Below are 19,480 nucleotides of genomic sequence, written 5' to 3' on the forward strand. Positions count from 1 at the left end.
CGCGCGGTCGGTGCGGGATCGGATGCTCGACAGGTGGAACCGGACGCAGCAGGGCTACTACCGGCCCGACGTCAAGCGCGTGTACTACCTCTCGCTCGAGTTCCTCATCGGCCGGCTCCTGCGCAACGCGCTTTTGAACCTCGGGATGCTCGAGGAGGCGCGCGGCGCGCTCGCGGACTTCGGCATCGACATCGAGGATGTGTTCAACGAGGAGTGGGACGCCGGGCTCGGAAACGGCGGGCTCGGCCGGCTCGCCGCGTGCTTCCTCGACTCGATGGCGACGCTCGGCCTGCCGGCGATGGGGTACGGCATCCGCTACGAGTACGGGATCTTCCGCCAGCACATCGTGGGCGGCAAGCAGCTCGAGGCGCCCGACAACTGGCTGCGGTACAGGAGCCCGTGGGACATCCCGCGGCCGGACTACCTCTTCCCGGTGCGGTTCAACGGCCGCGTCGTCTCGCGGACGGACGAGAGCGGGCGGACGGCGTTCAACTGGGTCGACACGAGCACCGTGATGGCGATGGCGCACGACTTCCTCGTCCCGGGCTACAAGAACGACGTCGTCAACACCCTGCGCCTCTGGTCGGCCAAGGCGTCGCGCGAGTTCGACTTCGCGAACTTCAACCGCGGCGACTACATCCAGGCGGTGCAGGACAAGAACGCGTCCGAGAACATCTCCCGCGTGCTCTACCCGAACGACAAGGTGCTGCAGGGCCGCGAGCTGCGCCTGAAGCAGGAGTACTTCTTCGTCTCGGCGACGCTCCAGGACGCGATCCGGCGCCACGTCAAGCTGCACGGCACGCTCTCCAACTTCCACGAGAAGGCGGTCTTCCAGCTCAACGACACGCACCCGGCGCTCGCGGTGCCCGAGCTCATGCGGCTCCTCCTCGACGAGCACGGCTTCGGCTGGGACGAGGCTTGGGGGATCGCGCGCCGCTCGTTCGCCTACACGAACCACACGATCCTCCCGGAGGCGCTCGAGCAGTGGCCGGTCGGGCTCCTCGAGTACACGCTGCCCCGGCACATGCAGATCGTCTACGAGATCAACCAGCGGTTCCTCGACGAGGTGCGGCAAAGGTTCCCGGGCGACGACGCCCGCGTCCAGCGGATGTCGCTCATCGGCGAGGGGCCGGAGCGGTCCGTGCGCATGGCGAACGTCGCGATCGTCGGGAGCTTCTCGGTGAACGGCGTCTCCGCGCTGCACAGCGACATCGTGCGCGACCGGCTGTTCCGCGACTTCTCGGAGATGTTCCCCGAGCGGTTCAACAACAAGACCAACGGGGTCACGCCGCGGCGCTGGATCGCCGCCTGCAACCCGGGCATGAGCGCGCTCGTCACCTCCCGCATCGGCGACGGCTGGGTTCGCGAGCTGCGGCAGATGGAGAAGCTCGCCCCGCTCGCCGAGGATCCGGGCTTCCGCGAGAAGTGGCGGGCCGCGAAGCGCGCGAACAAGGAGCGGCTCGCCGCGCACCTCGAGCGCGAGCTCGGCGTCTCGGTGAGCCCGGACTCGCTGTTCGACGTCCAGGTGAAGCGCATCCACGAGTACAAGCGGCAGCTCCTCAACATCCTGCACGCGCTCCGGCTCTACCTCGACTTCAAGCAGGGCCGGGGCCTCGTCCGCCCGCCGCGGACGATCCTGATAGGCGGAAAGGCGGCGCCCGGCTACGACATGGCGAAGCGGATCATCCACCTCGCCAACGCGGCCGGGAACCTCATCAACCGCGATCCCGACACGTCGGAGCGGCTGAAGCTGATCTTCGTCCCGAACTACACCGTCTCGCTCGCCGAGCTGATCATCCCGGCCGCGGACCTCTCGGAGCAGATCTCGACCGCCGGCACCGAGGCGTCGGGCACGGGCAACATGAAGTTCGCCATGAACGGCGCGCTCACGATCGGCACGCGCGACGGCGCCAACATCGAGATCGGCGAGGCGGTCGGCGAGGACAACATCTACTTCTTCGGCCTGTCGAAGCCCGAGGTCGACACGCTCTGGCGCTCCGGCTACAACCCGCGCGCGGTCGTCGACGCGTACCCCGACGTCCGCGAGGTGCTCGACCTCCTCGTCACGGGCGAGATCGCGCGCGGCGAGCCGAACGCCTTCTGGCCGATCGTCGAGTCGCTGCTCGACCACGGCGATCCGTACCTCGTGCTCGCGGACTTCGCGGCGTACAGGTTCTGCCAGGCGCGCGTGGACGCCGACTTCGGCAGGGCGGACAAGTGGACGCGCATGTCTATCCTGAACTCGGCGCGCACCTACCGCTTCTCGAGCGACGAGACGATCGCGGCCTACGCAAGGGAGATCTGGAAGTCGAAGGCTCCGTGACGGCGAGCGGTGATGATGCTAAGTTGGATTTGCCGCCGTCCGGGCGGGGAGGTGTTCATGGAGAGCATCCGTCTGACCGCCGAGCTCATTCCCGAAGAGGACGGGGGTTTCACCGTGTACTGCCCGGAACTCGACATCTACACGCAAGGGGAGACCGAGCAGGAGTGCCTCGCGAACCTCAAGGAAGCCGCCGAGCTGCACATCGAGGAGATCGGCGCGGCACGCGCCGTCCGCAAGGTGATCCGCAGGGAGATCGAGATCCGCACGAGTGCCTAAGGTTCCTCCGGTCACGGGATCCGAGCTCATCCAGGCGTTGAAGCGGGTCGGCTTCGAGGTGACCCGGCAGCGCGGCAGCCACGTCCAGATCCGGCGCAACGAGACGGATGGCACGGTGACGACCTTCCCCGTCCCGGTTCACGCCGGCAGAACGCTGAAGCGCGGCACCCTTCACGGTATCCTGCGAAAGGCGGGGATCGATCCCGAAACCCTCGTGGATCTGCTTTGAGGCCCACGTCCGGATCGAGCGACGAGATGATCGCGGCCTAGCCAGGGAAAGTGGCCGCCCGCGGGCTTCTACGAGATGTGATATAGTTCGCGATGGGCAGAGCAGTCGCAGAACACCTCTCGTTGGAGGTCGCCGATGCCGAAACGATCGCCGCGCGGTCGCGGAAGGGGGACTAGATGCACAAGAAAGAGCTTCTGATTCCGGTGGCCGTCATCGCGTTCCTCGCGTTCCTCGGGCTGATCTCGATCGCGATCCTCGTCTTCGGGGATCGGTGGAGGCTGCGCGCGAAGCGCCTCGGCGCGATCTCCGCCCTCGCCGCGGCCGCCGGCCTGTCCTGGGGGTGCACCTCCGCGGAGGAGGACGAGACACCGGGCGGCGACGCGGGGCTCGACGCCGCGACGGACACCGACGCCGACACGGACGTCGATTCCGATTCCGATTCCGATTCGGACACGGATGTCGATTCCGATAGCGACGCGGGCACGGATCCCGACGCCGGGTGCAGCGGCGTCACCTGCTACGAATCCGTGCCGGTCGTCCGGCATGACATTTCCATCCAGGGAGTGCCCCGCCGGGGCGTCGTCGACGTGCCGTCCGGCGCGGGCCGCGTCCTCGAGCTCCTGTCGCGGGCGAGCTACGCTCGCGACGTCTCGTTCCGCGTCGAGGCGGCGTCCGGGGACGAGCTCGCGGCCGGGGACGCCGTGCACGCCGGGGACGTGGCGTCGTCGGCTCGCTTCCTCGTCGCGGTGCCGCCGGGCCTCTCCGCGGGCCGGCACGTGCTGCGCCTGTACGGTACGAGCCTCGCGAACGTCCGCACCTACGCCACCTTCCCCTCGGTGAGCGTTCCTTTGGAGGTCGGCGATGCAGCCGCAGACGCCGACATCGGCTGAGCGCCGCCGCATCCCGGCGGTCCTGTTCGAGGTGTGCGAGCGCTGCAACCTCGACTGCGCGTACTGCTACTCCGTGCACAAGCGCCCAGGCGGTGCCCCTGCGGCCCGCGGATCCTACGGGGCCGCACGGGCGGTCCTCGAGCGCCTGTTCGAAATCGCCGACGTGGGCCGGGTCACGTTCTCCGGCGGCGAGCCGTTCCTCGCCGACGGGTTCGAGGATCACGTCCGCTTCTGCCGGGAGCGGGGCAAGGGCGTGCTCGTGACGAGCAACGGCAACGGCGGCGGCGAGGAGGAGTACGCGCGGCTCGTCGCGCTCGGCGTGGAGACGTTCGTCTTCCCGTTCCACTCCGTCGATCCCGCGGCGCACGACTCGCTGACCGGAGTCCCGGGGAGCCACGCGAAGGCCGCGGCGTCCCTGTCTGCCGTTCGCGCGCTGGGGGGGATCGCCGTGCCCATCGTCGTGCTGACGCGCCTGAATGCGGACAGTCTCGAGCGCACACTCCTCGAACTGAAGGCGCGCGGATTCCGCCGCATCATCGTCAACCGGGTCAACGCGGGCGGCCGCGCCATCTCGGAGGCCGGGCGGCTCGCGCTCGGGGTCGGGGAGCTGCGGGCGGCGTTCGCGGTCGCCGAGGACGTCGCCGAGAAGTGCGGCCTGTGGATCACCTCAAACATCTGCACGCCGCACTGCGTCCTCGATCCGCGGGACTACCCCCGCATCGGCTTCGGGGCGTGCGACGTCGATCTCGAGAACCGGCCGATCACCGTCGACACGGGGCGACGTGAGGTTCTGCAACCACTCTCCTATCGTGATGGGCAACATCTTCAAGGACGAGCTCGGCGCGATCTTCTCGTCAGAGTACGCCCGCCGCTGGCGGGAGACGGTGCCGGAGGAGTGCGCGGGGTGCGGCCGCTTCCGGGAGTGCGTCGGCGGTTGCCGCGCCGCGTCCGAGCAGCTCGGCTTCGACATGAGCCGGGTCGACCCGATCGCCTGGGGGCTCACGGGGGCCGCGGCCGGGGATGCCCCGTCGCTTTCGTAGATTTTCAGGAGGGAGTGTTTGGAAGGCTCCGGTTTGGCTTACTCCCCTACCTCGTACGCGCCGGTGTCGCAGGCGCCCGTGCGGGCGACGCCGCGCTGGTCGGCTTCCGGCGGCGGGCAGTCGACGCCGTGATCCACGGCCGGGCTCGCGGGATCGAGCGCCATCGTCTGCGTGGGGCCGCCGTTGTCCGCGAGCGCCTGGACGAGCGGATCCGCGAACAGCACGCCGGCGGCGCACGGCATATCGTCGCCGCCGCCCGGCTTGACCTGCGGCCACTGCACGTTGCCGCCGCGATCGACGAGCGGCTCGGTGCACGCGAGCGCGCTGTACTCGTTCGGCGTCGTGTTGGCCGCGAAGAGCGTGTTCTTGAGCCCGATCGAGGCGTCGTTGTTGTTGAAGATCGCCGGCGCGTAGTCCGCGTCGTTCCCGTAGAACGTGCTGCTCCGGATCTCCATCGGGCTCGTGCCGCAGAAGATCGCGGCGCCGACCTCGGGGACGACGTTGCCCGCGAAGGTGCAGTTGACGACGAGCGCGGACGATCCCGAGCCGACGAACAGGCCCGCCGCGTGCTGATCCGAGCGGTTCGCCGAGAAGAGCGAGTCGCTCAGGGTGAGCGGCCCGGTCTCGTGGTAGAAGCCGCCGGCGCCGCCGGACGGGCTCCCGTCGAAGTTGTTGCCGACGAACGCGCAGCGATCGACGTGCGAGGTCGAGCCCTCGTAGAAGTACGAGAACACCGCGCTCCCGTGCTGGGTCGCCCGGTTGTCCGTGAACGCCGTCCCGCACAGGAAGAAGTCGCCCGGGTCGTCGTAGCTCATGCCGTCGATGTACAGGGCGCCGCCGTTGCCGAACTGCCCGTCGCCCGAGCCGAGCGCGGCGTTCCCCTCGAACGCGCAGTCGACGACGGTCAGGGTCGAGCCGCGGTTCAGGATCGCGCCGCCGTTCGACGCGCTGTTGCCCACGAACTCGCAGCCCGAGAACACCGCCTCCGAGAGCCCGCCCGCGAACACGGCCCCGCCGCCGAGCTCCCCGACCATGCTCGTGCAACGGTTGTTCTCGAAGCGCACGTCGATCGCGCGCAGCACGCCGTACCACGGGTGGAGGACGCCGGCGCCCGACTCGGCGGCGCGCCCGTCCCGGATGACGAGGTGCTGCAGCGTGAGCTCCGTGTAGTTGTCCAGCTCTATGACGCGCGTCTCCCCGCCGCCGCTCAGCTCGACCAGGCCGCCGCCGTCGATGAGGAGCGCGCCGCCGGCGACGAGGGGCGACGTGAGGGTGATCACGTGCGCGGCGCCGCCGCAGTCGAAGACGACCGTCCCTCCCCCCGGCGTGGTCGTGACGACGTCGAGCGCGTCCCGCAGCGCGGTCTCAGTGCAGCTCGCCGCCGTCCCGTCGCCGACCGACTCGATCGCGCCGAACGCCTCGAGCGCCGCGAGCGCGCCCGGGCACGGCACCACCTCGTCCGGGATCCCGTTGCCGGACCCGCCGTTCGAGCAGGCGAGCGCGAGGAGCGCGGCGCAGGCCAGTGACGTCCGTCCCCATGATCCCATCGAATCCCCCTTTCGCCGCGGCGCGGCGGATCCAGGCTAGCGGAAGCAGAACAGCGCGTTCGCGATCGCGCTCTCGGAGGTCTCCTTCACGGTGACCGTGATCGCCGCGCGGCCCGGCTCCTCGAGGAGGGTCCCCTCGACGACGAGCGTGTCGCCCGGCATGACGACCTTCGCGAACCGCGCCTCGAACGCCTCGAACCGCGCGGGCTCGTTCCCGGCGAGCTCAAGGAGCGCGGCGCGCGCGGCGATGCCGTAGGTGCACAGGCCGTGCAGGATCGGCCGATCGAACCCCGCGGCCTTCGCGACGTCGGGCCTCGAGTGGATCGGGTTGACGTCGCCGCTCAGCCGGTACACGAGCGCCTGATCGCGGCTCGTCGGCACCTCGACGCGGAACGCCGGCGCCTTGCCCGCGGGCGGCTTCGTGCGCAGCAGAGCCGGCGGCCGCTCCCCGCCGAACCCGCCCTCCCCGCGCAGGAGCAGCTGCCACTCGGTGCGCGCGGTCGGCACCCCGTCCACCGCGGTCTCGGTCGCGATGAGGACGAGCGCGCCGATCTTCATGTCCCAGGCGCCGCGGATCGACGCCGTCGTCGCCATCGCGCCCGAGGGCGGGAACGGCCGCAGGAGCTCCGTCCGCTGCCCGCTGTGCAGGAGCGTGACGAGGTTGCAGCCGGTCCCGCGCAGGAGCTCGAACACCGGCGTGAACGCCGGGATCACCCCGAACGTGGGCAGGACCTTCGGCGGCGGATCGTCGAGCACGAAGTCGAGATCCGGGGTGCCCGCCCCGACCCCTATCGCGTAGAGCGCGACGTCGCGCCAGGTGTACGGGGTCGCGAACGGCCCAACGGACCGGCCGCCGCAGTGAGAGTCGAACGCCATGTGCCGCTCCTATCTCGACGCGCCGGTGGCGCGCCGCTGCTCGTCGAACGCCTTCGCGTCGATCCGGACCTGCGCGAGCTTGTCCGCGAGCCGGATCTTCTCGCGGGCGAGCTCCTCGCCAAAGGTCGCGAGCCCCCACGCGCCGTCCGCCGACGCGAGCGCGAAGCTCCGGCCGCGGGTCGTCGTGACCTCCGCGCGCCCCTCCCCGATCTCCCGCACGGAAACGATCGCGCCGAACCCCGCGGCGATCTCCTTCATGCACCCGCGGCGCTCGCAGAACGCCGCGAAGGTTCCCGCGCCGTCGGCCGCGGCGGTCGCGTTCTCCCACGCGCCGTAGATCGGCGCCCCGCTCCGCCTGCCCTCGGGGTACGAGCCGTCCACGAGCGACCGCATCTCGGCGAGCGTCTTGTGGATCGTCTGGATCGACCACCGGCTCGCGCGGTCGAGCTCGGCGTAGACGCACCTCGCGTCGCCCTTGTCGACGCACGGGGCCAGGCGCGCGAACGCGTTGCTCGGCGTGCTGCGATCCTTCGCCTCGGAAGCGCACCCGAGCGCCGCGACTGCCGCGAGGACGAACGACACCGACCGCATCTGCAGCCCATACCACGGGCCCGGCGCGTTGGACAAGGAAGCGCGGGAGATGCTATATCCTCGCGCCGTGGACGCCGTCGCCAAGACGCCCGTCGTCAGGATCCCCGTGGAGCTGTCGATCGCCGGGTGGTTCGCCCTGATCGCGGCGCTCGTCGAGATCTGCCTCGGCCGCCTCGCGGCGCTCCTCGGCGTCTACCTCGGCGTCGGCACGTCCGGGCCGCGCGCGTGGGCGGCGAACGTCGGAGAGCTCGCCATGTACGCCGCCGGGCTCACGAGCCTCGCGCTGGTGCTGTTCGTCATCTCGTCGATCATCGGCAACAGCCGCCATCCCGGCGCGTGGTGGCGCGCGATCGTCATCCTCGTGTCGCCGGTCTACCTGCTCGTCGCCGGCCTCGCCGCGTTCGAGCCGCAGCTGTCGTCGTGGCTCCTGCTCGCCGCCTACTTCGCCGCGGTCCTCACGGCCTCGATCCTCGTGGGCCTCGCCGCCGCGCTCCCGATAGGCGGCGGCCCGCGTCGCGTCGTGCTCGCGCTCGGCGCCGCGAACCTCCTGCAGGTGTTCGGCTGGACCGCCCTCGACTACTTCGAGATGGATCGCGAGAGCGTCGTCGGGATCATCGGGGTCCGCGCGTACCTCGCCGCCGAGGCGATCTGGGTTGTCACGCCGGTCGTCGCGTTCTTCAGCCTGTTCGCCGACTCGGCGCGCAAGCTGGGCGGCTTCCTGCGCAGGCCACACGTGCCCGCGCTCCTCGCCGCGGTCGCCGTGACGGCCGCGATCGGGGCGGTCGTGGCGTACGCGTGGGGCCAGGGGGCCTACCTCGCGCAGATCGCCTACCTGACCTCCGGCCTGACGCTCTCGGTCCCCGGCGCGCCGTGGACGTACCTGGTCTCGGCGTTCTTCGCCGCCCTCACCGCCGCGTGCCTCGCGCTGCCGACGCGCCGCTACCCGGGCGACGAGTGGACGCGCCGCCTCGGCCTCGGGCTGGCGTTCATCTGGCTCGCGGGCCTGCAGCCGTACCGCGTGTTCCAGTTCGCGTTGATGCTGCTCGGGTTCGCGTTCCTCTGCCGGGGCGCCCTCGGACGGGTCGCGGCGGACGAGGCGCCTCGCGGCGGTTTCGCCGACGTGCTCCGCGAGCTGGACGCCGCGGGGCCACCGAAAGGACGGGACGATGGAAGCGCTACGCGACCTTGACATCCGCGCCGCTATCGACGGCAGCGTCGCCTTTCGATCCCTCGCGCCGACCGAGCGCGACGCCCTCGAGGCCGCGGCGACCGCGGTCCGGTACGCGGACGGCGACGTCATTCTCCGCGAGGACGAGGAGGGGCTCGAGCTGCTGCTCCTCGTCTCCGGCCGGGTGCGGGTCTCGATGCTCGCCTCGACAGGCGACGTGGATCTCGCCGAGCTCGGGCCGGGGGCGCTCGTCGGCGAGGTCTCGGTGCTCATGGAGAACCGCCGCACGTCGACCGTCGCCGCCGCGGGCGCGGTCGAGGCGATCTCCTTCGTCGCCGACGCCGTGCGCGAGATCGCGAGCGCGAACCCGGCGTTCAAGGAGCTGCTCCTGAGGCTCGTCGAGGGCCGCGCCCTGCACACGATCTCGGTCATCCCCCCGGAGAGGTAGGCGCCGATGATGCAGAACCCAGAGACGTGGAAGTCGCACCCGAGCCGCGAGGTCGATCTCCACGACTCCAGGCTGGCGTCCGTGACCGAGTCCGACGGCGCGGTCCGGCTCCGGCTCGAGCCCGCCTACGTCATCGCCTCGGGCGACGAGCCCGGGCGGAACGGCGGGAGCGGGTGGTCCGCCGAGGTGGAGATCGCGCGGCGCGGCGCGTCGGTGAAGAGCGCGCCGACGATGGTGCCCAGCTGGATCTCGGACGGCTTCGTCGGGGTCGCCGGGTGCGCGCGGATGTTCCTCGTCTCCTTGCCCTCCTCGCTCGACGGCGATTTGACGGTCTACTTCATCACGGACAACGCCGAGGAGCTCCTCGTCCGGGCGACGCGCATGGAGGTCACCTTGCACGGCGTGCCCGTGTTCGCCGAGAAGATCGAGCCCGATTTCTGGCGCTGAGAGACAGGGACAACCCGAGACGGAGGCTTCAGAAGGCCCCTACGACCGCGAGCCCGAGGCCGGGGCCGGGGCCGAACGCCGCCTCGGGGCCCTCTCCCTCGTCCCCGGCTGGCTCCTCCCCGCCGGCGAAGAAGACGTCGTGGATCGCGAAGGCGGCGGCGGTGACCGCGGCGGCGGCGGTGATCCCTATCATGACGTTCGTGATCAGTCGATCCCGCTCGCCCTTCTCCTTGATGTCGGCGTCCGTGTACCCCGAGGCCTCGTAGTCGTCCCGCGCCCGGATCGTGAGCACGCCGAACGCCACGGTCGTCGCGCCGGCCGCCACGGTCACGCTCGAGGCGACCCAGAACGGCACGCCGAGAGAAGCCTCGCGCGCGGCCGGTTCTTCCGCCGCACCGCCTTCGGCGGCTGGCGCGTCGGGCGCGACAGGCGTGGGCCCATCCCCGGCCTTGTCGGCCCTGAGCCGCACGCGCACCACGGTCCCCGCGTCCGCCCGCTCCATGATCGACTCGCGGATCTCGCCGTCCACGGAGGCCTCGATCCTGTGCGATCCCGGCTCGACGACGGCGTTGACCGGCGCCGGCCCGCGTTCCACCCCGTCGAGGCGGATCGAGCAGCCGGCGGCCAGGCACTCGATGTCGAGCTCGCCGACCTCGTTCTTGAGCTCCTGCAGGCGCTGGCGGATCTCGGCGTTCTTTCCCTTCTGCACCGGGTCGGCGATGTAGCGGCGGTAGGCGATCACCGCCTCGGGAAACCGCCCGGCCTTGTCGTAGCACAGCGCGATGTTGGCCAGCACCGCCTGGTGGGGCGCGGCCTCGTACGCCTTGGTGAAGGCCACCGCCGCCTCGTCGTACTCGCCGGCGGCGAACAGCTGCTTTCCCTTGGCGAACTCGTCCGCCGCGGTCTTCTTGCCCTGCTCCGCGTCCGGGGCGGCCTGCCCCTCGGCCTGCGCCGGTGCGCCGAGGAGAGTCGCCAGGACCACAAGACCTATGATACGTGTGCACATCGACATCACCCCACCTTATCCAAGGCGGGAGGGTAACTCAATACGGGCTGTCGATCAGGCCGAGATCGCCGGGCTTCTTGCCCGGACGCTTCTTCTTGGAGCCGCCCTTCTGCCGGCCCTCGTCCTTCGCGTCGGGCAGCCTCTCGAGCCGGTTGGAGATCTTCTGATCGACGTCGGCGACGAAGGTATCCTCCACCGCCGCGTAGCCGGGGGCCGAGATGGCCACGGCGTGGCTCCTGCCGTCGGCGCTCAGATCGAGCGCGCGCGCGCCGGCGGCGAGCGGGGTGCCGTCGACGCTGATCACCGCCTCGGGCGGTTGCACGTCGAACGCCACGCGGATCACCGCGGGCTCGGCGATCGGCGCCTCCGGGCGGGGCGCGCCGGCGACCGCAGCCGCTTCCGGAGGAGCTCCCGGCGGCCCTTCGCCGCGGTCGCCGGAGCCAGACACGAGCAACAGGATCACGACGATCGCCGCGCCCACCGCCGCGCCGCCGGCGATCCCGATCCTCGCCGCGCGCGAGAGCCCGTTCGATCCCTTGAGCTTGATGCTGTGGGGCGTGCCCGCGGCGGTCATCTCGGTGTCGCCGAAGCGCGCCGTCGCGCCTCCCCCGGGCGGGCGCTCCGGGAGCTGGAACCCCGTCCCCGCGCCGATCCCGACCGCCGCCGCGCGGATGCGCTCGCGATGACTGGTCTGCTCCTCCTCGAACAGGTCGTGCATCACCGCCGCGAGCTCGTTCGAGCTGTCCCAGCTGCCGGACAAGGTCGAGCTCGCGTGGACGTAGGACTTGAGATCGCGCCCCATCTCGGCGGCGGTGGCGTATCGCTCGTCGGGCGAGGCGGCCATCGCCTTCCTGATCACGGCGTCCAGCTTCGGTTCGATGCCCGGGTTCACGACCCCGGGCGGGGTGAACGTTCCGGCGAGGATCTTGTGCATCCGCTCGGCGTCGCTCGCCCCGGGGAACGGGTGCTTGCCGGTGACCATCAGGTACAGCATCACGCCGAGGGAGAAGAGGTCGCCGCGGCGATCGACCGGCTCACCCTCGAGCTGCTCGGGCGGCATGTACCCCATCTTGCCCTTGATCTTGCCGGCGTCCGTATGGGACGAGCGCCCCTGGGCGAAGGCGATGCCGAAGTCGATCAGCTTGACGAACCCGTTGTAGGAGACGAGCACGTTGCGCGGGGAGATGTCGCGGTGCACGATCCCGAGCGGCTTGCCGTCGCCGTCCTTGAGCTCGTGCGCCTCGTGGAGAGCCTGGCAGACCTTGGCGCAGATGTCGGCGCTCATCGGGCGCGGGATCTTCCGGCCCAAGGCATCGGCCCGCCGGAAGACGTTGCGCAGGCTCTGGCCGGCGATCAGCTCGCACACCATGTAATAGAGCCCGTCGTCCTCGCCGACCTCGATCACCTCGCCCACGTTGGGGTGGTGGATCCGCGCCGCCAGGCGGGCCTCGTCGAGGAACATCCTGACGAACGACTCCTCGCACGCGAGGTGCGGGTGGATCACCTTGATCGCGACGAGCTTCTCGAAGCCGGCCATGCCGGAGATCCGGCCCACGTGCACCGACGCCATGCCGCCCTGCGCGAGGGGGTAGATCACGTCGAAGCGGCCGACGCGGGTGCGGCCGATGGGCGGCGGCGGGTTGGAGAGCTTCGCCGCTCGGCGCTGCTCGTCCAGGCTCTCCGGCGTGTCCTTCATCCGTACAATGATATAGGACTATTCCACGAAATTGAACCTCGCATACGCTCGAAGGCGCCGCCGTCTCGTCACCAATCGGCCGCCGTCAGCCGACGGTACAGCGCGCCCGAGTCGAGGAACTCGCAGATGACCATGCCGAGCCCGATCTCGTCGCCCGGGTTGAGGGGGAACGGCTCCGACGGCTTGAGGAAGGCGCTGTTGACAGTGGTGCCGGCCTTGGATCTCATGTCGGTGAGCAGGAACCCGCGTCGATCCGCCGCGCCGGCCGCGGCCTCTTTCTGGAGGTGGATGCGGGCGTGGAGCTTCGAGACGGATTGGTGCCGCAGGACGAGGTCGTTGTTGCGGGCGCGGCCGACCGCGATCCACTCGAGCCAGCTGTTGTCGGCGTGCTTCTTGACCTCGAACAGGTAGGTTCCCGGCAACGCCTCGGCCTCGTCGTCGTCGTTGCCCGACCGCCCCGCGCCTTGCCGGCCGGCCTTCAGCTCGTCGATGGACACGACGTTCGTGAGGGGGTCCATCTCCCAGCCGTCGGCTTCTCCACCGGGTATGTTCACCAGCAGGTAGTAGCCGGGCCAGCGCCGGACGAACTCCTCGAGCGTCGACTTCGCCGCGTCGTCGTTGCATCGAGCGTAGTGATCGGTTTGCGCCATGTCGATCGAACCTGACCGAAAGCTCCTACTCGAACAGAGCGAACGCCGTAAAAATCGCCTGGGCCTCGCCGAGCAGGTAGTCGTTGTCGTCGAGGCGCGTCTTCTCTTCTGGGCAGGAGATGAACGACGCCCACATCTCGATGCCGGGCATCGCCGTGTCCTGGAGCATCGTCAGCCCGTAGCCCAGGAACGTCCGGTCGCCGTTGGCATACCCGGTGGTCACCTCCATCGCGGCGACCAACTGGCCGCGCGTGGAATCGGCCCAGGTCACCACCTCTGGAAAGATCGGGTTAGACGAGGGCGCCTCCCCCCAGAGGACCAGGCTGTAATTGACGGTCGGATCCGCCACCGAGTTGTGCTGCACCGAGATCATGTAGTCGGCGCCCGAGTCGTTGCACGCCGTGGCGCGGTCGGAGAGCGGGGCGACCACGAGCAGCGCCTGCTCCTCGGCGCCGTCGTTGTCGAACGCCGGGTCGAAGATCTCCTCCTCCGTGATGTCCTCGACGGTGAACACGGTCTCGTAGCCTATCGAAGCGACGAGCTCCTCGAGGTAGAAGGCGACCTTGCGGTTGATGATCGCCGCGTACAGCATCGCGCCGGACGAGTGCGGGTGCCCCGGATCGATGCAGACCAGGCCGACGTTGGCATCGATTTGCACGGTGATCGTGGACACGATCGCGCTGTCGATCCAGAACGTGATCACGTGGGCGCCTGTCGACGGGAACTCCCGCGAGAAAGAGAACTCGCCCGCGGCGGTCACGGTCAGGAACTCGACGCCGTCGTCCTGGACCGCGAATGGCGCGGGAGAGGTTCCGGTGAACGCCACCTGCTCGGCCAAGTAGAAGTGCTCGCCGTCCGCGGGCGTCCACAGGGCGAAATCGGTGTCCGTGTCGGTGTCGGTGTCCGTATCGGTGTCGGTGTCGGTGTCCGTGTCCGTATCGCTATCAGTGTCCGTGCCCGTATCCGTATCACTGTCACCATCCGAGTCCGTATCCGTGTCCGTGTCCGTGTCCGTGTCCGTATCCGCGTCGGTGTCCGTATCGATGTCGGTATCCGTGTCCGAATCGACATCGGTATCCGTGTCTGCCGCGCCACCGTCCTGCAGCGCCGGGAACTGGATCGAGCACCCGAGCAGGGCGACCCCGGCGAGCAATGGAACCGAATAGCTCATTGGTCCAAAACATATCACAGTTTTCCGGCCTTCCACGTGCCGTTGATCACTGTGGCCGCGCCGTCGTCGGAGATCGCGAAGGTGCCGGAATAGGACGAGCCCTCCTTCTCTCCCAGAAGGGTTCCGCGCCACGGCGGCGTGCCCGCGGCCGCGGTCGGACACTCGAGCCAGCCGCGCACTATCCCGCCATCGAGCGTGCCCACGACGGCGCACTCCGATCCTTCGGCCGAGAGCGATCCCGCGAGCCGGCCCGCCTCTCCCAGCACGAGGTGCAGAGGGGATTCGGCGCCGGGCTTCGACTCGACGACCACGGTCGCCACGCCGTCGAGCCCGAGCCCGCCCGGAGCCTCGGCCGGGGCGCCGGCAGGCGTGGACGGCTCCCCCGCGGGCGCGGCCGCAACCGGCTTTCCGCCCGAGCCCTTCGCCGCACCCTCGTCCGTCCGCTCCGCGCCGCAGGAGATCGCCGCCACGAGGGCGGACGCCGTGCACGCCGCGCAGATCTTCGCGATCGCGGTTTTGCCGCTCATGGAACCTCCGTCACCTCGACGGCGAGCCTGCCGTCGCAGCTCACGAGCTCGCCCCGGGCGATCAGCTTGTCGCCGACCCGGATCCACACCTCCGGGCCCACGTCCTTGTCCAGCGAGAGGACGCGTCCCGGCACGAGGCCGAGCGCCTGCCCCACGGTCAGCGTGATCCGCCCGACCTCTATCTGCGCCTCGACCTCCATCGCGGCGCCGTCGATCGGGGCGTCCAGTCGCGCATCGATCCGAGCCGTCTTTTCGTCCGTCATCGTCTTGCTCCCATCGGCGTGTGATACCAGGAGGAGGCTGCGATCGTCCAGCCAGCGCGCCGCGAGGCGCACGCCGCCGCACACGAGGGCGCAGTCCCGATCCCCGCCGGGCGAGCGCGGGTGCCCGCAGCTGTCGAGCACGACGACGTCGCCCGCGGCGAGCGCGCGCACCTCCTCCGCCGGGACGCGCGCCGATCCGGCGGCGCAGCGAAAGCTCGCCCGCCAGCCGAGCGCCCGCCCGAGCTCGCCCGCGCACCGGGCCTTTCGCCCGGGATCGGGTGGCGTCCCGATCCGGATCCGGAACCGCGCCACGATGTCGCCGGCCGCGAGCGACAGCTCCACGTCGCTCCCGGGTTCACGCCCGAGAAGCTCCGCGATCTGGGCCGAGTCGGCGAGCAGCCCGGTAATCCGGCACGGAGCGCCCCCGGCCGCGAGCCAGTCGCCGCCCGCCCGGTCGAGGGCGTACAAGAGGACCCCCTCCTCGCCGGACGAGAGCGGGGCGCGGGTCGAGCCCGCCGCGCGCCGCAGCGTCACGTCGACGATCCGCCGCGCGTCTTCGAGCGGCACAAGGAGCGCGGCGAAAGGCCGCTGCCCGTCGTCCGCGGTGCACAGCGCCAGGGCCACGGCGTCCTTCGGGAGCGGTCCGGCGGGACCTATCCGCACCACGTCGATCCGCGCCATCGGTGCGCCGAGGAGCTCCGCGAGGCGCGGCATCGCGATTCCCGCTGACGGGCCGCTCCACGCGGACGCGATGCGCTCGCGCTCAGCCGCGTGCCGGACCGCGACGGGCCGCGGGCGCCAGGGCGAAAACCTCGTCGGTACCATCCCCACCCCGATTCCCTAACTTGCGGTCACCAATCGCACCAGATATAAAACAGAAAATGTCTGAAGACCTCATCGGCAAAGAGATACTCGGGCAGTTCCGCATCCTCGAGCGCATCGGCAAGGGCGGCATGGGGGAGGTCTACAAGGCCGCGCAGCCCGCCATGGACCGGATGGTCGCGATCAAGATCCTCCACGAGAAGCTCGCGGCGAGGCCCGACCTCGTGTCGCGGTTCCGGCGCGAGGCGCGCGCGATGAGCCGCCTGACGCACCCGAACACCGTGCGCGTGTTCCTCTACGGGCAGCTCGAGGAGACCGGGCAGCTGTACATCGCGATGGAGTACCTCGAGGGCGTCGACCTCGCCAAGCAGACGCGCCAGGAGGGCCCGATGGAGGTCGGGCGCGCGGCCCGGATCATGATCCAGGTGCTCGGCGCGCTCGAGGAGGCCCACAACGCGGGGATCGTGCACCGCGACCTCAAGCCGGAGAACATCCTGATCACCTCCCAGGGCGGCATCGCCGATTTCCCGAAGGTGCTCGACTTCGGCCTCGCGAAGATCACGGAGCAGCGGATGCACCCCGGCTCCATGGTGCTCACGCGCGAGGGGATGGTGTTCGGCACGCCGGAGTTCATGTCGCCGGAGCAGGCCCGGGGCGAGACGCTCGACGCGCGCTCGGACATCTACTCGCTCGGCGTCATCCTGTACGAGATGCTGACCGCGCGCCTGCCCTTCCCGCGCTCGAAGCCGATGGAGTACATCGCGCACCACATCAACACGCCGCCGTACAAGATCACGGAGCGGCGGCCGGAGCTCGCGCTGCCGGAGGCGTTGAACCCGATCGTGGACAAGTCGATCGAGAAGAAGCGCGAGGCCCGCTACCAGTCGGCCGCGGAGTTCGCCGCGGCGCTCGAGACGCTCCTGCCGCGATCCGAAAGGAGCGTGCAGGTCTACTCGGGATCCGCGTCGGGCCGGATCTCCCGAGACCGCGTCGATCCGCGCGTGGAAGCCGGGGCCTTGGGTGCCCAGGGCGGGCGCGCGCTCGGAAAGGGCCTCGTCGTCGCCCTGCTCGCGGTCATCGCCGTGCTCCTCTGCGTCGTCATCTGGCTCTTCGTCACGCGGGTGGCCGAGCCGGCCGTGGTCCCGGTCGAGGCGATCGGCGGGATCCCGACACCGGCGGGGCAGCTCCCGCCACCCCAACCGAACGTCCCGCGCACCAACTGAAAAGACCTACGCCTTCTTCGGCGCCTTGAGGAGGAGGAGGGCGAGCACGATGCCCACCACGGCGAGGCCGGCGGTCGGGTAGAACGCGAAGGTGTAGCTGCCGAACACGTCCTTGGCCTGGCCGGAGATGATGCCGCCGATGATGGCGCCCACGCCGTACGCGAAGAACACCGTGCCGTAGTTGCGCGCGTAGTTCTTCATCCCGAAGAACGTCGCGGTCGCGGTCGGGGCGATCGCGAGCCAGCCGCCGAGGCAGAGCCAGAAGCCGGCGAACGCCACGACGTAGAGAGCCGTCGTGCCCTTCCCGGCGCCGAAGATCATGATGAGCGACACGGCGAGGATGATGATCAGGTTGAGCACCGCCGCGCCCTTGGGCCCCATCTTGTCGGTCAGCGCGCCGAACAGCGGGCGGCCCACGGCGTTGAAGATCGCGAACACGCCGACGAGCATCGTCGCCGTCTCGCCCGCGATCTCGATGATCTCGCTGCCCACCGGCTTGGAGATGCCGATCGCCATGAGGCCGGCCAGGCACCCGATAATGTAGCAGAAGAACAGGCCCCAGAACGTCGGGGTCTTCGCCATGCCCGACGCCGTGTAGTCGACCGCAGCCGCGCTGCCGGCCTTCGGCTCCCACCCCTGCGGCTTCCAACCCGGGGTCGGGAAGCGGAACGGCAGCGACAGGAGGACCAGGATCACGCCGAACGCGATCCCGAAGTACAGGAACGTCTGCGGCAGGGTCTGCGCTAGCTGTTCCGCCGACAGCGCCTTGATGTCGCCGATGAGGATGCTCGCGATCTTTCCGGTGATGAGCGCCGAGCCGCCGAACCCCGCGAGCATGAGCCCCACCGCGAGGCCCTTGCGGTCCGGGAACCAGCGCGCGCCCATGGCGACCGGGCAGCCGTAGACGAGGCCCACGCCCGATCCGGCGACGACGCCGTACGTGAGCACGAGCAGCCAGATGTTGCCGGTCCTGGTCGCGAAGCAGGACAGGATCCAGCCGAGCCCCACGATGATGCCGCCGATGAGGGCGAGCTTCCGCGGGCCGAGCTTCTCCATGATCTTGCCGCCGAAGAACATGAGGATCGCGAAGAAGAGGAGGAAGGCCATGAACGGCAGGTTCCCCTGGAACGCCGTCACGTTGAACACCTTCTCCACGGCGGGCTTGAAGATGCTGTAGGCGTACACGGCGCCCAGACACAGATTCATCGTGATGCCCACGAGCACGAACACCCAACGGCCGGATTCGGCCCTCATCCCCAACGCTTTTTCTTCGCTCATGTTAGCCGTCCTTTGGCGGGTGGTCGCTCTTCGCCTGGGCGAAGAGCGCGCTTGGGAAATTCGAATCTCACGGTTTTTTGCGGCTTACCGCCTCCCCCCTCGAAAGTCAACAGGTGCGCGGCTCGCAGCGGCCGGCGCCCGGAACGGCGACCCCGAGCAAGATTAAAAAATCCGGTGGAAGTGCATTCCAAGGATTGACCGTCTTTCAACAGTGATGTAATTGCACCGGATGAGAGCGGTGGTGCCGCCTCGTTCGGGGTGTAGCGCAGCCTGGTAGCGCGCTTGGTTCGGGACCAAGAAGTCGGAGGTTCAAATCCTCTCGCCCCGACTAGCCCGTCTCGTCGGAAATGCCCTCGATGCCGATGCCGGCAAAGGAGTTGGCCATGCCGAGGTTAGCCGCTCAAGTGGAGATTCTGATCGTCGACGACGATAAAGAAATCTGCGAATACATGGAGACTTTCCTCGCCCGCGACGGGTTCCTCGTCAAGACGCTGAACTCCCCCCAGGACGCGGTCGACGAGGTGCGCTCCGGCAGGTACCACATCGTCGTGCTCGATCTCATGATGCCCAAGCTCGACGGCATCGAGCTGCTCAAGCAGATCCGCAAGGTGGACTCGGACATCGCCGTGGTCATCTTCACCGGCTACCCGTCGCTCGAGTCGGCGGTCGCCTCGATGAAGCTCGACGCGGTCGACTACATCAAGAAGCCCTTCAACCCGGACGAGTTCCGCGAGGTGATCGAGCGCGTGATGAAGCGCAAGGGCCTCGCGCGCAGCCCCGAGGAGGAGCTTCACCGCGTGATCGGCACGACGATCCGCCTCCTGCGCAAGGAGCGCGGCCTCACGCTGAAGCAGATGGCGCGGAGGACGTCGCTGTCGGTCTCCCTCCTGTCGCAGATCGAACGCGCCGAGAGCTCGGCGTCCATCTCGTCGCTGTACAAGATCGCGATCGCGCTCGACACGCGCATCACGCGCCTGTTCGGCGACTTCTAGCCGCCTTCGCGGTGGCG

General features: G+C 69.6%; 21 protein-coding genes and 1 tRNA gene. 11 read left to right on the plus strand and 11 right to left on the minus strand.

The window, feature by feature from the left end; all coding sequences use genetic code 11:
- From M0R80_20890 to M0R80_20905, 4 genes are all read left to right on the plus strand, one after another.
- A partial coding sequence (locus M0R80_20890; protein ID MCK9462091.1) for a glycogen/starch/alpha-glucan phosphorylase occupies positions 1–2,323 on the plus strand: 2,323 nt, incomplete at its 5' end.
- A gap of 57 nt (positions 2,324–2,380) precedes the next feature.
- Positions 2,381–2,599 (plus strand): type II toxin-antitoxin system HicB family antitoxin, encoded by a 219-nt coding sequence (locus M0R80_20895; protein ID MCK9462092.1) that lies wholly within the window; start codon positions 2,381–2,383, stop codon positions 2,597–2,599.
- Positions 2,592–2,828, plus strand: coding sequence for a type II toxin-antitoxin system HicA family toxin (locus tag M0R80_20900; protein ID MCK9462093.1), 237 nt, complete (start codon positions 2,592–2,594; stop codon positions 2,826–2,828). Before M0R80_20895 ends, M0R80_20900 begins: the two co-directional genes overlap by 8 nt.
- Before the next feature lie 176 nt (positions 2,829–3,004).
- On the plus strand, positions 3,005–3,718 hold the full coding sequence (locus tag M0R80_20905) for a hypothetical protein (protein ID MCK9462094.1): 714 nt from the start codon (positions 3,005–3,007) through the stop codon (positions 3,716–3,718).
- A gap of 219 nt (positions 3,719–3,937) precedes the next feature.
- Here the strand turns inward: M0R80_20905 and M0R80_20910 are convergent, their stop codons facing one another.
- Entirely contained in the window at positions 3,938–4,399 is a 462-nt protein-coding gene (locus M0R80_20910; GenBank protein ID MCK9462095.1) for a hypothetical protein, read from the minus strand.
- 131 nt (positions 4,400–4,530) lie between these two features.
- Here M0R80_20910 and M0R80_20915 point away from each other — a divergent pair, with 131 nt between their 5' ends.
- Positions 4,531–4,758, plus strand: coding sequence for a hypothetical protein (locus M0R80_20915; protein MCK9462096.1), 228 nt, complete (start codon positions 4,531–4,533; stop codon positions 4,756–4,758).
- A gap of 38 nt (positions 4,759–4,796) precedes the next feature.
- On the opposite strand, the gene M0R80_20920 is transcribed toward M0R80_20915, so the two are convergent.
- Genes M0R80_20920 through M0R80_20930 form a run of 3 tightly spaced genes read right to left on the minus strand, consistent with a single transcriptional unit; the run spans position 4,797 to position 7,808 of the window.
- On the minus strand, positions 4,797–6,305 hold the full coding sequence (locus tag M0R80_20920; GenBank protein ID MCK9462097.1) for a right-handed parallel beta-helix repeat-containing protein: 1,509 nt from the start codon (positions 6,303–6,305) through the stop codon (positions 4,797–4,799).
- 36 nt (positions 6,306–6,341) lie between these two features.
- Positions 6,342–7,181 (minus strand): MaoC family protein, encoded by an 840-nt coding sequence (locus M0R80_20925; GenBank protein MCK9462098.1) that lies wholly within the window; start codon positions 7,179–7,181, stop codon positions 6,342–6,344.
- 9 nt (positions 7,182–7,190) lie between these two features.
- Positions 7,191–7,808: a hypothetical protein gene (locus M0R80_20930; protein MCK9462099.1), complete on the minus strand. Its 618-nt coding sequence runs from the start codon at positions 7,806–7,808 to the stop codon at positions 7,191–7,193.
- Positions 7,809–7,821: 13 nt separating this feature from the next.
- On the opposite strand from M0R80_20930, the gene M0R80_20935 reads away from it, so the two are divergent.
- From M0R80_20935 to M0R80_20945, 3 genes are read left to right on the plus strand one after another with little or no spacing between them, the layout of a single operon-like run.
- A complete protein-coding gene (locus M0R80_20935) occupies positions 7,822–8,961 on the plus strand; it encodes a hypothetical protein (GenBank protein MCK9462100.1) in 1,140 nt (379 codons plus the stop codon).
- Complete coding sequence (locus tag M0R80_20940) at positions 8,939–9,388, plus strand: cyclic nucleotide-binding domain-containing protein (GenBank protein MCK9462101.1); 450 nt, start codon at positions 8,939–8,941, stop codon at positions 9,386–9,388. The genes M0R80_20935 and M0R80_20940 overlap by 23 nt, the downstream gene beginning before the upstream one ends.
- A 6-nt stretch (positions 9,389–9,394) precedes the next feature.
- Complete coding sequence (locus M0R80_20945; GenBank protein MCK9462102.1) at positions 9,395–9,835, plus strand: hypothetical protein; 441 nt, start codon at positions 9,395–9,397, stop codon at positions 9,833–9,835.
- Between the two features lie 28 nt (positions 9,836–9,863).
- Here M0R80_20945 and M0R80_20950 read toward each other — a convergent pair whose 3' ends face one another.
- From M0R80_20950 to M0R80_20975, 6 genes are all read right to left on the minus strand, one after another.
- Positions 9,864–10,817 carry a tetratricopeptide repeat protein gene (locus tag M0R80_20950; protein MCK9462103.1) on the minus strand — a complete coding sequence of 318 codons (954 nt, stop codon included), beginning with the start codon at positions 10,815–10,817 and terminating at the stop codon, positions 9,864–9,866.
- A gap of 61 nt (positions 10,818–10,878) precedes the next feature.
- The gene (locus tag M0R80_20955) at positions 10,879–12,537 is read right to left on the minus strand and encodes a serine/threonine protein kinase (protein ID MCK9462104.1); all 1,659 of its coding nucleotides are present in this window, start codon (positions 12,535–12,537) and stop codon (positions 10,879–10,881) included.
- Positions 12,538–12,605: 68 nt separating this feature from the next.
- A complete protein-coding gene (locus M0R80_20960; GenBank protein ID MCK9462105.1) occupies positions 12,606–13,187 on the minus strand; it encodes an FHA domain-containing protein in 582 nt (193 codons plus the stop codon).
- Between the two features lie 25 nt (positions 13,188–13,212).
- Positions 13,213–14,358, minus strand: a complete 1,146-nt coding sequence (locus M0R80_20965; GenBank protein MCK9462106.1) for an N-acetylmuramoyl-L-alanine amidase — start codon at positions 14,356–14,358, stop codon at positions 13,213–13,215.
- Positions 14,359–14,372: 14 nt separating this feature from the next.
- Complete coding sequence (locus M0R80_20970) at positions 14,373–14,885, minus strand: hypothetical protein (protein ID MCK9462107.1); 513 nt, start codon at positions 14,883–14,885, stop codon at positions 14,373–14,375.
- A complete protein-coding gene (locus M0R80_20975) occupies positions 14,882–15,973 on the minus strand; it encodes a FliM/FliN family flagellar motor switch protein (protein ID MCK9462108.1) in 1,092 nt (363 codons plus the stop codon). Before M0R80_20975 ends, M0R80_20970 begins: the two co-directional genes overlap by 4 nt.
- 56 nt (positions 15,974–16,029) lie before the next feature.
- Between M0R80_20975 and M0R80_20980 the strand changes: the two genes are divergently transcribed.
- Positions 16,030–17,193, plus strand: coding sequence for a serine/threonine protein kinase (locus M0R80_20980; GenBank protein MCK9462109.1), 1,164 nt, complete (start codon positions 16,030–16,032; stop codon positions 17,191–17,193).
- 6 nt (positions 17,194–17,199) lie between these two features.
- Here the strand turns inward: M0R80_20980 and M0R80_20985 are convergent, their stop codons facing one another.
- Entirely contained in the window at positions 17,200–18,471 is a 1,272-nt protein-coding gene (locus M0R80_20985; protein MCK9462110.1) for an OFA family MFS transporter, read from the minus strand.
- A 254-nt stretch (positions 18,472–18,725) separates the two neighbouring features.
- Between M0R80_20985 and M0R80_20990 the strand changes: the two genes are divergently transcribed.
- Both M0R80_20990 and M0R80_20995 read left to right on the plus strand, forming a co-directional pair.
- Positions 18,726–18,799: transfer RNA gene (locus M0R80_20990), tRNA-Pro, on the plus strand.
- Positions 18,800–18,854: 55 nt separating this feature from the next.
- A complete protein-coding gene (locus tag M0R80_20995) occupies positions 18,855–19,463 on the plus strand; it encodes a response regulator (GenBank protein MCK9462111.1) in 609 nt (202 codons plus the stop codon).
- The last annotated feature ends 17 nt before the right edge of the window (positions 19,464–19,480 follow it).

The sequence above is a fragment of the Pseudomonadota bacterium genome, assembly GCA_023229365.1.
Lineage (GTDB): Bacteria > Myxococcota_A > Polyangia > JAAYKL01 > JAAYKL01 > JALNZK01.